Origin of the sequence: Streptomyces sp. NRRL F-525 (genome assembly GCF_000716605.1) — a bacterium.
Lineage (GTDB): Bacteria > Actinomycetota > Actinomycetes > Streptomycetales > Streptomycetaceae > Streptomyces.
This window is the reverse complement of record NZ_JNXE01000021.1, coordinates 98,841-111,995: the sequence shown is the minus strand read 5'-3', so window position 1 is coordinate 111,995 and position 13,155 is coordinate 98,841. Positions and strand designations below refer to the sequence as shown.

At 70.3% G+C, this 13,155-nt stretch carries 12 protein-coding genes and 1 pseudogene; 3 read left to right on the top strand and 10 right to left on the bottom strand.

What is annotated here, in order from left to right; all coding sequences use genetic code 11:
• Positions 1–77: 77 nt before the first annotated feature.
• A pseudogene (locus OO69_RS53900) lies at positions 78–464 on the top strand (aldo/keto reductase); the annotation flags it as partial.
• 369 nt (positions 465–833) lie between these two features.
• Here the strand turns inward: OO69_RS53900 and OO69_RS28020 are convergent.
• The 10 genes from OO69_RS28020 to OO69_RS27975 all read right to left on the bottom strand — a co-directional run bounded on the left by OO69_RS28020 (position 834) and on the right by OO69_RS27975 (position 10,948).
• A complete protein-coding gene (locus OO69_RS28020) occupies positions 834–2,321 on the bottom strand; it encodes a sugar porter family MFS transporter (protein ID WP_267885214.1) in 1,488 nt (495 codons plus the stop codon).
• A 74-nt stretch (positions 2,322–2,395) separates the two neighbouring features.
• Positions 2,396–3,133: an SDR family NAD(P)-dependent oxidoreductase gene (locus OO69_RS28015; RefSeq protein ID WP_051801240.1), complete on the bottom strand. Its 738-nt coding sequence runs from the start codon at positions 3,131–3,133 to the stop codon at positions 2,396–2,398.
• A 55-nt stretch (positions 3,134–3,188) separates the two neighbouring features.
• Positions 3,189–3,593, bottom strand: a complete 405-nt coding sequence (locus OO69_RS28010; protein ID WP_033283577.1) for a globin — start codon at positions 3,591–3,593, stop codon at positions 3,189–3,191.
• 17 nt (positions 3,594–3,610) lie between these two features.
• Entirely contained in the window at positions 3,611–4,378 is a 768-nt protein-coding gene (locus OO69_RS49550; RefSeq protein ID WP_051801239.1) for an SDR family NAD(P)-dependent oxidoreductase, read from the bottom strand.
• 107 nt (positions 4,379–4,485) lie between these two features.
• Complete coding sequence (locus OO69_RS28000; RefSeq protein ID WP_033283576.1) at positions 4,486–5,361, bottom strand: LLM class flavin-dependent oxidoreductase; 876 nt, start codon at positions 5,359–5,361, stop codon at positions 4,486–4,488.
• Positions 5,362–5,540: 179 nt separating this feature from the next.
• Positions 5,541–6,632: an FAD-dependent oxidoreductase gene (locus tag OO69_RS27995; protein ID WP_033283575.1), complete on the bottom strand. Its 1,092-nt coding sequence runs from the start codon at positions 6,630–6,632 to the stop codon at positions 5,541–5,543.
• A 41-nt stretch (positions 6,633–6,673) separates the two neighbouring features.
• Positions 6,674–7,531: a pirin family protein gene (locus tag OO69_RS27990; protein ID WP_033283574.1), complete on the bottom strand. Its 858-nt coding sequence runs from the start codon at positions 7,529–7,531 to the stop codon at positions 6,674–6,676.
• Positions 7,528–9,042, bottom strand: a complete 1,515-nt coding sequence (locus OO69_RS27985) for an MFS transporter (protein ID WP_033283573.1) — start codon at positions 9,040–9,042, stop codon at positions 7,528–7,530. The genes OO69_RS27990 and OO69_RS27985 overlap by 4 nt, the downstream gene beginning before the upstream one ends.
• A 114-nt stretch (positions 9,043–9,156) precedes the next feature.
• A complete protein-coding gene (locus OO69_RS27980; RefSeq protein ID WP_033283572.1) occupies positions 9,157–10,071 on the bottom strand; it encodes a VOC family protein in 915 nt (304 codons plus the stop codon).
• 52 nt (positions 10,072–10,123) lie between these two features.
• A complete protein-coding gene (locus OO69_RS27975; RefSeq protein ID WP_158713424.1) occupies positions 10,124–10,948 on the bottom strand; it encodes a GntR family transcriptional regulator in 825 nt (274 codons plus the stop codon).
• Between the two features lie 150 nt (positions 10,949–11,098).
• Here OO69_RS27975 and OO69_RS27970 point away from each other — a divergent pair, with 150 nt between their 5' ends.
• Positions 11,099–12,007, top strand: coding sequence for a fumarylacetoacetate hydrolase family protein (locus OO69_RS27970; RefSeq protein WP_033283571.1), 909 nt, complete (start codon positions 11,099–11,101; stop codon positions 12,005–12,007).
• 31 nt (positions 12,008–12,038) lie between these two features.
• Positions 12,039–13,154, top strand: coding sequence for an alcohol dehydrogenase catalytic domain-containing protein (locus tag OO69_RS27965; protein WP_033283570.1), 1,116 nt, complete (start codon positions 12,039–12,041; stop codon positions 13,152–13,154).
• The last annotated feature ends 1 nt before the right edge of the window (position 13,155 follow it).

Here is a 13,155-nt window from a genome sequence, read left to right as displayed (position 1 = left end):
ACCGACACGCCAACGCGGGCGGCCGGGCCGAGGCGGCCGTCGGCCCGTGGCTGCGCAGGAACCCCGGAACGCTCGGCGTGACCACCCAGATCGGTCACGACACCACCGGCCAGGACATGCCGCTCAGCCACCAGAACGTGCATGACCATGTACGGGCCTCGCTGGACAACCTCGGCGTCGAGGTCATCGACCTCCCGCTGTACCACTGCGACGATCCGGCCCGGCCCGTCACCGAACTCGCCGACACCCTCGTGAGCCTCGTCGAGGCCGCACACGTCCGCGGCGTCGGCGTCTCCAACTGGCGGGCGGAGCACCTGACTTCACTCGCGCACGAGCTGGCCGAACGGGGTCACACCCTCGTGGGCACCTACCAGTTCAGCCTGGCGGAACCCGATCCGGCGCTGCTGGAGGGCAGTCTCCACGCCGACGCCACCGTCCTCGGTGTCGTCCGCGAACACCGCCTGCCCCTGCTCGGCTGGTCCGCACAGGCCCGCGGGTTCTTCGCACGCACCGGGACGCAACGGGTCAACGGCCAGCCCGACCCGTACGACACCGCCGACGGGACTGTGCGCGCAGGCGCGACAGACACTGAGTTCGACCTGCCGCCGCGGCACCAACGCCCCGGCCGGCAGGGCGTCCGCGCCTCGAACGGCCCCCGCGCGGCCCTGGCCTCATCGGCACTACCTGCGAGCCTTGCATGCCCCTCGCCGCGCTCGTCGGCAACAGGCAGTTCACCGGGACGACCCGAGAGCGGACGGACATCCACGGCAGACACTCGCCTCAGCCGCCGGCGGGGGATGGCTCATGCGCGAACAGTGCCCCGTCTCCGTTCCTCAGACCGAGGTCGCGTCCTCCAGTTGTCGGCCCTTGGTCTCCTTGACCACCCTCAGCACGAACACCCCGGACACCAGCGCGAAGGCGGCGTAACAGGCGTACGTGGCCGACAGGTTCCAGTCCGCCATGCGCGGGAAGCTCTCCGTGACGGCCCAGTTGGCGAGCCAGTTGAAGGCCGTGGCCACGGACATGGCGGCGGCGCGGATGGGGAAGGGGAACATCTCGCCGACCATGACCCACAGGATGACGCCCCAGGAGACGGCGAAGAAGAAGACGAAGGTGTGGGCGGCGACGAGGGCCACCGTGCCCTGTGTGTCGGGGATGGAGATGCTGTCGCCCGAGCCGGTCTTGTACGAGAACGCCCAGGACGCCAGAGCCAACGACACGGCCATGCCCACCGAACCGATCAGTGCGAGGGGCCTGCGTCCGACGCGGTCGATGAACAGCATCGCCACCACCGTGCCGATGATGTTGACGATCGACGTGGAGAGACTGATCAAGAGTGAGCCGGACTGGTCGATGCCGACCGACTGCCACAGGATCGACGAGTAGTAGAAGATGACGTTGATGCCGACGAGTTGCTGGAAGACGGCGAGCCCGATGCCCGCCCAGACGATCGGCAGCAGACCGAAGGAACCCCCGAACAGGTCGCGTACGCGCGGCTTGTGGGCGTTGCGCAGGGCGTGCTCGATCTCGACGAGACGGGTGTCGGCGTCCGCTTCGGTGCCCTGGACCTCGGCCACCGCCTGCCGGGCCTCGTCGATACGGCCGCGGGCCACGAGGTAGTGCGGCGACTCCGGGATGCGGGACGTGAGCACGTAGTACAACACCGCCGGTACTACGGCGGCCAGCAGCATCCACTGCCAGGCGTCGAGCAGGCCGAGGGAGTTCTCGCTCCGGCCCCCAGCGCCTTTGGCTATGCCCCAGTTGACGAGTTGGGAGGCGGTGATGCCTAGGACGATGGCGCCCTGCTGGAACGAGGCGAGACGGCCCCGGTACGCGGCCGGTGCGATCTCGGCGATGTAGGTCGGGCCGATGACCGAGGACAGGCCGATGGCTATGCCGCCCAGCAACCGCCAGGCGCCCAGCTCCCAGACAGAGTGCGCGAGCGAGGAACCGACGGAACTGACCGCGAAGAGGGCGGCCGCCGTGTGCATCACCCGTAGTCGACCGAGGCGGTCGGCGAGCCGGCCCGCCATGGCGGCGCCCGCGGCGGAGCCGAGCAGTGCCGTGGCCACGACCGTGCCCGTCTCGGTGGAGGAGACGTCGAAGTGGTGCTGGATACCGATCACCGCGCCGTTGATGACGGCGCTGTCGTAGCCGAAGAGGAAGCCGCCGATGGCGGCCACCGCGGCGATGAAGACGCTGCGCCCGAGTTTGCCGGGTGCGGGGGCGGCCGGGTCGGCGGTCCGGTCTCGGTTCGTTCTGGTGCTCATGCTGGTGGCATTCCGTTCAGAGGACGATGCGGCAACCGTGCGGTGGGGCAAGCGCGTTGAGCAGGCTTCGAGCAGGCGACACCGAACCCCGCAGTCACGACGTTCGGTGCGCGGAGGGTGAACGATCAGCCCGCCGCGCGGGCAAGCGTCTTCTTGAGGTCCTCGACCGTGTCCAGGACGACATGCTCATCGGCGATCGAGGGGGTACGCGCAACGGCGACCGCCGCTTCGCCGACCTGGTCGGCGGTGAGCCAGTTCGGGTCGCCGCCCGGGCGGCTGCGGTTGATGACCGGGCCGAGGATCAGGTCGTTGATGCGCCGCTGCCCCTTCAGTTCGGCGCTGAACGCCTCGCGCATCATCAGCTGCGCGGCGCCCTGCATGCTGACGATCCCCGCGGCCGGGTAGGGCTTCTGCCCGGAGAAGCCGGCGATGCCGGTGTAGCTGCCGTCCTCCGCGAGCCGGGGGACGAAGGAGCGGGCCAGCGCCATGTGCGAGGTGGCGACGTCGACGAAGACCTTCTGCCAGTCCTCCTCGCTGATCTGCCAGAGGGCCTTGCCCATCCACCAGCCGCCCACGGCGGAGACCACGTGGTCGATGTGGCCAAGCTCCTCGACGAGCTTCGTGGCCAGCGCGTCCGTGTCGTCGAAGGTGCCGTAGCCGGCCTCGATGGTCTTGAGATTGCCGGTGAGTTCGGGGCCGATCAGCTTGGCCAGCGCGTCCAGACGGGACTGGCTGCGGCTGGGGACGACGACCGTGGCGCCCGCCGTGAGGAAGGCTCGGACGATGCCCTCGCCCACGTTGCCGGTGCCGCCGGGGACGACAACTACCTTGCCGTCAAGGGGTGTTGCAGTCGGAGTGCTCATGGTGCTGTTCCTTAGGGGGAGTTACTTGGCAGGCGGAAGCTGGTCGTCGGGGATGTCAGTCGCCGAGCATCGCCCGGGCCTCGGCCGGGCTCAGGTGGGACACCCGGGTGGTGTTGCGGGACGGGCCTTGGAGGAAATTCACGAAGACGGTGACGAACGCTTCCGGCAGGCCGGTCTCGTGGGCCGATTCGGTCATCAGCCGGATCCAGCGCAGCCGTTGCTCCTCGGTGATGCGCAGCCCCACGTGCTGTTTGAGCAGGAAGCGCAGGTCGCCGCGCTCGCGCAGGTAGTCGTCGGGACCGCCGAAGGTCATCACGAAGAAGTCCGCGATGTGCCCGGCGTGGTCGTCCAGTCCGGCGAACATCGCGCCGAGCAGGTCGTCGGCCTGGGCCTTGGCGAGGAAGGTCTTGGTCATCCGGTGGAAGGCCTCGCTGCCACCGGCCAGTTCGTGGAGGTTCATGGTGTCCGCGGTCCCGTTCAGCCGAGGTCGCCGGACCGCGCGGCACCGGTCAGCGTCCGGCGTACCTGGTCGGGGGTGCGCAGATGGATGGTCCGGCCGTGCACATGCGCCGCCTCCGGACCGGCGAGCCAGGCCAGGAACGCGCCGACCTCCTCGCCCTGCAGCGGCGAGCCGGGGCGGGTGCCGTTCGGGCCCAAGTAGGCCCACATCACCATGTCGTTGACGCGCAGGTCGCCGCCCGTCTCGTCGGCCATCGCGAGGACGAGACGGTTCTGGGCGGCGGTCGCCGCGGCGATCGGTCCGGTGGATGAGTGGACGGCCTCGGTGAAACCGACGGGACCATTGACGGTCGTGTACGAGCCGCCGGACTTCAGCACCGGCACCAGCGCCTCGGCGATCACGAAGTGCGGGTAGACCGTGGACTCGATCACCTCGCGGAACGCGTCGTAGCCACCGGCCAGAACGGGCGGCCCCGGGTGCCAACTGGCGACCGTGGACACCACGGCGTCCAGACCACCGAAGGTGCGGGCGCTCGCCTGCTCGGCGATCTCCTTGGCGCCTTCCGGGGTGCCGATGTCACCGGGCAGTCCGATCAGCCGGTCGCGGAGTTCCGGGTCGAGGCGAGAGCGCAACCGGTCGAACTTGGCGTTGCTGCGCGTCGGGACCAGCACGTCGGCGCCCGCGCGCAGCAGCGCGTCCACGGCGAAGAACCCGACGTTTCCGGTGCCGCCGGCGACGAGCGCGGTGGCCCCGTCGAGGGCCGGGAGCGGGAGCGGGGTGGTCATGACTGCACCTTCCTTGGAGGGTTCAGGTTACTAAATACAACCTGATTACTCCAGACAACCAGGGAAGCCAGGATTCTGTTCCCACCCCGCCACGCCCCGCCTTCCGATCAGTCGGCCAGCGCCGCCCGCACCCCCGGCACGACCTCCAGCGCGAACACGGTCAGCTGGCGCAGATGGTCGGCGTCAGGCCAGTAGACGAACCCGTTCATCCCGAACTCGCGCACGAGGGAGGCAAGTTGGTCGACCCACTGCCGCACGGTTCCCTGGAACGGCACGCTGGACTCGGCGGGACTGATCAGCCCGTTGAGGTTGTAGATCTTGCGCAGCGACGCCGGGTCGCGCCCGGCCTCCGCCGCACCCCCGTCGAGCCGCGCGACGGCCTCCCCCAGCCGGTCAAGACCGAGGAAGCCGTACGACGGCATCCAGCCGTCCGCCTTGCGGCCCGCGAGCGCCAGCATGCGGGGACCGTAGGCACCGAGCCAGATCCCGAGGCCCGGCGACGGAGCGGGGCCTGGGTGGACACCGGCGAGTGAGTAGTGCTCACCCTTGAAGCGCACGGAGCGTTCGCCGCTCCACATCAGCCGGGTGACCTCGATGGCCTCGTCGAGCGCGGCCACGGCCTCCTTGGGCTCCCTCCGCTGCCCGCCCATGGCCTCGATCGCATCCCAGAACGCCCCTGCGCCGAGGCCGAGTTGGATCCGCCCAGGGGCGAGCACGTCGAGGCTGGCCGCGGACTTCGCGAGCATCGCGGGCGGCCGCAGCGGGAGGTTGGCGACCGTGGGTACGAAGGTGACCTTCTCGGTGGCGCCCGCGAGGTAGCTGATCAGCGTCCAGGCGTCGTAGAACCTGGGCTGGTACGGATGGTCCTGGACCGTGACGAGGTCGAGGCCGGCCCGCTCCACCTGCCGGGTGACCCGCAGGGGCTCCCCCGGGTCCTCCCAGACGGGGTCGACGTTCGCTCCGAACAGCACGGGAAGGGACATGGGGGCTCCGCTCACTCGGTCATCACGGCCTACTCCTTACTCCGAAAGAGTATCCACTTACGGCTCATCACTCGACGTGGCGGCACCTGGTCGCCGCCACTTTCGCCCATTGGACACGCAAAGTGCATCCAGGACGAGACCTTCCTGCGCGACCCGGCCGTACGGCCGACGCCCCCGCGTCAGGGCTGAGCCGGAGCCGTGCCGAACAGTTCGCCGAAGCGGCCCGTCAGCAGGTCCGCGCCCTTGTACTGGGCGGCGATGTCGGCGCCGAGCACACCCTGGCCGGGGAGTTGGGCCGCTCCCCCGTTCGGTCCGAGCGGCAGCAGGATGGCGGCGGGGCCCGGGCGGTAGACGGCGAGTTCGCCGGACCCCTCGATGAGCGCCTTGACGTTGTCGGCGACGACCTGCGCGTGCCGTGACGCCGAGCCGGCGCGCTTGGACTCGCCGATGTCGGTGATGTCGCCGAGCGCGAACACCCGCTCCTGGCCCTTGACTTGGAGCGTGTCGGTGACGGCGACCTCGCCGTTCGCCAGCCGCACGTCCGCGAGGGCACCGGCGAGGTAGGCGGTGTGCGGGACGACGCCGAAGCAGCGGAACCAGATGTCGGAGGTGATGTCGATGTCGGCGGTGGTGCTGACGTGGAAGGTGCCGCGCTCGCCGGGCGCGGTGGCCGGGTTCTCCTTCAGGGGTGTGCCCAGGACGAGTTGGACGTCGAGTGCGGCGAGCTGGCGGCGGATCTCCTCGCGCAGGCCGGGCTCGTACTCGCTGAGGATGTCGGCCACCGGGTCGACAATGACGACCTTCTTCTCGGGCCATACGGCCTTGATCTCACCGGCGAACTCAAGACCGACCGGCCCGGCACCCAGCAGCAGTACATGCTCGGCCGCCAGCAGGTCGTCGTGTGCCTCCCGGTACTTGCGCTGAGCCTCGGCCGTGTCGTCGATGTCGACCTTGGCGGGGAAGGGGTAGCCGGAGCCGGACGCCAACACGATGTAATCGGCGGCGAGTTCGGCACCGGAGGCGAGGGTGACGCGGCCGGGCTCGACCCGTACCGCGCGGTCGCGCACCACGCGGCCGTTGGTGAGCAGCTTGTCGTAGGGGAAGAAGACCTTCGGCAGGAACTCCGGATCCACCACGGCACGCAGGGCGCCGACGGCGTGGAAGAACGCGTCCTTGGGGTCGACGAGGACGACGTCGGCGACGCCGTCGAGGGCCTTGGCCGCAGCGCTTCCGCCGTAACCGCCGCCGATGACCACTACGGTCGGGGACATGGGTGCTCCTTCAAATCGGGGGTGTGGCTGAGGTGTTGGCGTCACGGTGCGGTGAGCAGTCCGTGCATCTCGCCGGACTGGTAGCGCTCGACGGCCTCGGTGACGCGATCGCGGCTGGAGAGGCAGAAGCCGCCGTACATGTAGGCGGGGGTGCGCAGCGGTTTGCCCGCGCCGAACAGGAACTGGGCGCCTTGCTCCCCCGCCGCCAATTCCACTGCTCCTACGCCAGGTTCGAAGACAGCGAGGCCGACCGGGCCCAACTCGCCCCGACCGGCGGGGGTGGCGATCCGGCCGTCGCCCTCGACCGTCATCACGAAGCCCCGGAACTCGGGGTCGACGGGGATCTCGACGCGGGCGCCGGGCGCCAACACCAGGTCGTAGACATGGGAGTTGGCCGCCTCGCGCACCGGAGAGCGCATGCCGAACGCCTCGCCCGCGACCACGCGGATGCTGACGCCCTCGGCGAGTTCGCCGGAGGGCAACTCCTGTGGGGTGAAGTGCATGCCGTAGGGGTCGTTCTGCTCGGCGGTCTCCGGCAGGCGTACGAAGATCTGCGCGCCGTGGCCGATCCGGCCGATCTCCTCCACCACCTCGTCGTGCACGATGCCCGAGCCCGCGACCGTCCAGTGCAGCCCACCCGGTTCGATATGGCTCTTGTCGCCGAGGCTGTCGCGGTTGTGGAAGCGGGTGGTGGAGTCGTCGAAGAGGTAGGTGACGGCGGAGAAGCCGGCGTGCGGGTGCGGGGCGAAGACCGGTCCGGTCATCCGGAAGAGGTCCGTGTTGAGGAACGGGTCGAGGTCGACGGCGAAGCGGGCGCCGCGGGCGGAGAACAGGGTTCCCTGTTCGTGGGTGTCGAGTTCCGTGACGGTGGACAGGACGCGGGGTCCGGGTCCGTTCATGCGGTGTGCTCCTGCTTCTTCGCGTTGATGGCGAACAGGGTGATCAGCAGGCCTCCCACGAACAGGAAGCCCGCGACGGTGAAGGCCGTGGTGTAGCCGTGGGTCAGGGCCTCGCCCGCCTTGGCAACCGTGGTGAAGTCCTTCATGCCGATGGCCCGGTAGAAGGTGGCCGCCGCTTCCGGGACGCGGTCGTTCGCCGCCGACGTCGAGATCGTGGCGAGGACCGCCAGGCCGAGCGCGCCGCCGATCTGCTGGGCGGTGTTGAGGAGTGCGGAGGCGATGCCGGAGTCCTGGTCGCGCACTCCGCTGACCGCGCCGAGCGTCATCGGTACGAAGCTCATGCCGAGGCCGAGCGCGGTGACGAACATGGCGGGCATCAGGTGCGTGAAGTACGAGGAGCCGTGTTCCAGGGTGCTGAACCAGAACATCCCGCCCGCGCCGATGACCAGGCCGGGACCGGCGATCCGGCGGGGCGCCAGGCGGGCGACCAGCTTGGAGCTGATGCCGGCGGCGATGCCCATGCCGAAGCTGAACGGCAGATAGGCGAAGCCGGTCCTGACCGGGCTGTAGCCGAGGATCTGCTGCATGTAGAGCGTCAGGAAGTAGAAGGTGGCGAACATGCCCGCGCCCAGGAACAGCATGGTCGCGTATGCCCCCGCGCGGTTGCGGTCCCGGAACAGGCGCAGCGGCAACATCGGGTGTGTGGTGCGGAGTTGGAGGACGAGGAAGAGCGCCAGCAGGACGGCGGCCACGCCGAAAAACGTGAGGGTCAGGGGGTCGGTCCAGCCGTCCTGTCCGCCGCGCGTGATGCCGTAGACGAGGGAGATCAGGCCGCCGGTGCCGGTGATCGCACCGGGGACGTCGAGGCGTCCGGTGTTGCGCTCGCCCTCGGCGAGGATCCTCGTGCCGGCGAGGACGGCGATGCCGATCGGGATGTTGACGAAGAACACCCAGCGCCAGTCGAGGTAGTCGGTCAGGACGCCGCCGAGGAGGAGGCCGACCGTGGAGCCGAGGCCGGCCATGGCCGCGTAGACGCCCATCGCCTTGTTGCGGGGCTTGCCCTCGGGGAAGTTGGTGGCGATCAGGGAGAGCGCGGTGGGTGCGGAGATCGAGGCGCCGATGCCCTGGAGGACGCGGGCGCCGATGAGGAGTTCCTCGTTCGGGGCGAGGCCGCCGAGGATCGAGGCGAGGGTGAAGACCGTGATGCCGATACGGAACATCCGGCGGCGGCCGAAGAGGTCGCCGGCCCGGCCGCCTAGGAGGAGCAGTCCGCCGAAGGCGAGGGCGTAGGCGTTCACGATCCAGGAGAGGTTCGACGCCGAGACCTTGAGGTCGGTCTGGATGCTCGGCAGCGCGATGTTCGTGATCGTGCCGTCGAGCACGACCATCAGCTGCGCGGCGGCGATGACGACGAGGGCGAGGCCGAGGTGGCGGCCGGGCGGCACCTCACCCGGTTCTCCCGATGGGGCGGACTCCGGGTCCGCGGGGGTGGTCGTGCTGTCGGTGGGCATGACGGGACTCCTGGTTCGGCGATGGGCCGGAAGCGGCCGGACGCGGCATCTCAAAAAATATACAAGCGTTGAGATTTATTCCGCACCGGCCCCGACCCACCTGCCGTCAGGGATTCAGGAGGGCTTTTCCTCCTGGTTGAGGATGAAGTCGGCCGGGATCTCCGGACTCCAGACGGCCGGCGGACAGTCCCAGTCCCCCGCCGTCCAGTTGTCCGTGATGCAGTCCATGTCGCTGGAGTACTCGATCCAGCTGCCCCACGGGTCCTGGATGTAGTGGAAGAAGTTGGAGCCGAGCGTGTGGCGGCCGAGGCCCCAGCCGTGGCTGTGTCCGGCGGCGGACATGGTCCGCGCGCCCATCGCGATCTGGTCGATGTCGGCGACCTCCCAGCTGGAGTGGTGCAGGCCGGGGTGGGTGGCGGGCAGGAAACCGAAGACGTGGTGGTCGCCGGGCCCGGAGTTCATGAAGACCGCCATGCCCCGGATGCGGTCCGACAGGCGCAGGCCCAGGGTGCGGGCGTAGTACGCCTCGGACGCGTCCAGGTCGGTGCTGAAGATCAGCATGTGACCCAGGCGCCGGGGGCGGGGCTTCTCATCGGCGGTGAGCCAGCGGGCCTGGTCGACGCGGCGGACGCGGTCGCCGAAGTTGACCTCGTGGGCGTCCGTGGTGCCGAAGTCCCGCCAGGCGCCGAGCTGTTCGTCGCGCAGGTTCAGCAGGTTGCCCTCGTGGTCACGGAACCACAGGCCGCCGGGGAGCTGGGCGGGCGCATCGAGCAGCCGTACGCCGAGGCCTTCCAGGTGGTGCTGCCAGTCGGGCAGGGAGTCCGGTTCCACGGCGAACGCCACGTGGTGCAGTCGCTTGACCGGCCCTTCCAGCAGGATCGTCTGGTCCTGCTCGCGGCCGTCGCAGCGGACCACGAGGGCGTTGTCCCGCTCGGCCGTCCGCAGTCCGAAGGTGTCGTAGAAACTCTGGCCCGTGTCCAGGGAGGGGACCTGAAGTCCGTAGTGCAGCAGGCCTTTGACACGCAGCATCGCTCTCTCCTCACAGTTCCGGTGCGCCGCGTCCCGACGGCACGCACCTCTTCTAAGTGTGTACACCTTTTTCGGCGGGAGTCCAGCTCTCCCAGGAAGACGTGCCGAGATCCTCACCGCAGACCATGAGGGTCGCGTGGCCGACGTCGGGGGCGTCACGGCCGGGCGCGAGGTCGTCGATCACCCGGCGGGCGGTGCGCGCGAGGTGTCTCGTGATCAGCTGCGTGGCCCGCTCCGGAGCGCCCGCCATGACGGCCGCGAACAGGTCGTAGTGCTCCTGCCGGCGCTGCGGGAACACCCCGGGGTGGCGGTCCTGGAGCGCGCGGAGATAGCGCTCGCTGCGTTCGGCGTACGACGTGATCGTGCGCAGGACCGTGGGGGTGCAGCGGCAGACCAGCACTCGATGGAAGGCCCGGTGCGCCTCGTGCCACGCCGTCGCGTCGGCGGCCTCCTCGGCGCGGTCCATGTCGTGCAGGTGCGCCGACGCCTCCTGCACCTCCTGGCGGGTCAGGCGCCCGGCGGTGACCCGAACTCCCATGGCCTCCAGGGAGATCCGGGCCGCGTAGAGGCAGTCCAGGTCGGCCACGTCCAGGCCGGTGACCCGGCCCCGGTGGTTGATGTCGGCGTCGATCAGCCCCTCTTCCTGGAGCATCCGGAACGCCTCGCGCAGCGGGGTGCGGCTGACGTCGAAGACCCGGGCCAGCTCGGCCTGCTTCAGCTCGGTGCCGGGCGGCAGGAGGCCGTCCAGGATCAGCCATCTCAGGTGGTCGTGGATCTCGACGCTGGTGCGCCGGGGGTGGGAGATCACCGGCCGCGGCAGCCCGCCGAACAGCCCGAGCAGATCGCCTGCCGTCTCCGCCGCATCCGTCCGCGTCACCCGCACCGACCGCCTCTCCACTGCATCCGGCTGCCCGGGGCCTGGTCACCACATCTCCCGCAGCCTACCCTTTCCGGCGTAATGTGTATGCACTATGGTCTGTGCTCGCCCCCTGAGCAGACCCGCAGAGCCGCCGCTGGAGGAAGAGCCATGCAGTCACCCGACTGGTCGCTGGTGCAGTACCGCGCCGGAGACTCCGAGAAGACCGTCGTCGGTGTCCTGATCGACGGCGAGGTGGTGGAGGGGCCTCCGGAGACGGGCGGTCTGACGCTCCTGGAGGTGCTGCGCCGATGGGACGCGATCGAGCCCGGGCTGCGCACCTGGACGCCGTCCGCGTCCGCCGTCGTCACCGGCGCCCGGCTCGCCCCGCCCCTGACCTACCCGGGCAAGGTGCTGTGCGCCGGCGCCAACTACTGGGACCACATAGCCGAGATGGGCATCGAACGGCCCGACGCGCTGGGCGAGCCGTTCTTCTTCCTCAAGCCTCCGACCACGACGGTGACCGGCCCGGGCGATCCGGTGCCGCTGCCCGCCTACCCCGGCGCGCGCGTCGACTGGGAGGCCGAACTCGCCGTCGTCATCGGCCGCCCCGGCCGCAACCTCTCCCCCGACCAGGCCCTCGACCACGTGGCCGGCTACCTCGCAGCCAACGACATCTCCGCCCGGGACCGCCTCAAGTCCGCGCTGCCCGTGGCCGAGCCCTTCACCTTCGACTGGCTCGGGCACAAGGGCCAGGACGGCTTCTGCCCGCTCGGCCCCGGGCTCGTCCCCGGCTGGCAGGTGCCCGACCCGCAGAACCTGCGGATCCGGCTCAGCGTCAACGGCGTGGTCAAGCAGGACTCCTCCACCGCCCAGATGATGGTGCCCGTCCACGAGATCGTCGCCGCAGCCAGCCGCCTCACCCGCCTGGAGGCCGGGGACGTCATCCTCACCGGCACCCCGGCCGGCTGCGGCATCCCGCGCGGTGAGTTCCTCGCCGCAGGGGACGAGGTCGTCGTCGAGATCGAACGGGTCGGACGCCTGCACAACACGGTGGTGGCCACGGCGGTGCCATCATGAACGGCAGAACGACGCCCACGGCGGTGACCTCATGAACAGCACACTCTCCCGTACGGCCACGGACTGGCCCGAGCCGCTCCCCGTGCCCGAGTCCATGCGGGCCGTCGTCTTCCGCCGCTTCGGGCCGCCCCACGTGCTGGAACAGGCGGTGCTCGACACCCCCCGCCCCGGCCCCGGTGAGGTCCTGGTCCAGGTCGCCGCGGTGAGCATCGGCCGCCTGCTCGACCTCACAGCCCGCGCGGGCCGCCACCCGTACGCGGAGTTCCGGCTGCCGCACGTCCTGGGTGCCGACCACGCCGGGGTCGTCGCCGCGACCGGGGACGGCGTGGAGTCGTTCCAGGTGGGCGACCGGGTCGCCGTCTTCCCGGTGGTCACCTGCGGCACCTGCGCGAGCTGCGCGGAGGGCCGCGAGGAGGCCTGCACCTCCCTGTCGCTGATCGGTACGCACCGGCCGGGGGCGTACGCGCAGTACTGCGTGGCGCCCGCGCGCAACGTGCACCGGGTCCCGGACGGCATCACGCCCGGAGTGGCCGCGTCCCTCGCGCTGAACGGTGCGGTCGCCGCCAACCAGCTCACCCAGGCGGGACTGCGCCCCGGCGACTGGGTGCTCGTACAGGGCGCGGCCTCGGCGCTCGGGTCGGCCACGGCCGCGCTCGCCCGGCATCTTGGCGCGCGGATCATCGCCACCTCCCGTTCGCCGGAGAAACGCGGGGCCATGGCGGCGGCGGGCGCCGAGGTCGTCCTCGACGCCACCGCACCGGACTTCGCGGCACAGGTCCGGGAGGCGACGGGCGATCACGGCGCCGACATCGTCGTGGACAACCTCGGCGATCCCGCGGTGTGGGACGCGACGATGGACGCGCTCGCCCGCGGCGGCACGGTGGTCACCTCCGGCGCCTTCCTCGGCGGCACGGTGCAGCTGGACCTGCTGCGCCTCTACTCGAACTGCCAGCGCGTCATCGGCGTACGCACCGGGAACCCGGCCTCCGTCGACGCGCTGTGGTCGCATATCGGGCACGGGTTCCGGGCGGTCCTGGACCGGACGTTCCCCATCGCCCGGGCCGCCGAAGCGCATCGCTACCTGGAGGACGACAGCAATGTGGGGCGCGTCGCGCTGACCGTGGGACCGGAGGACTGGGAGGCCTGAC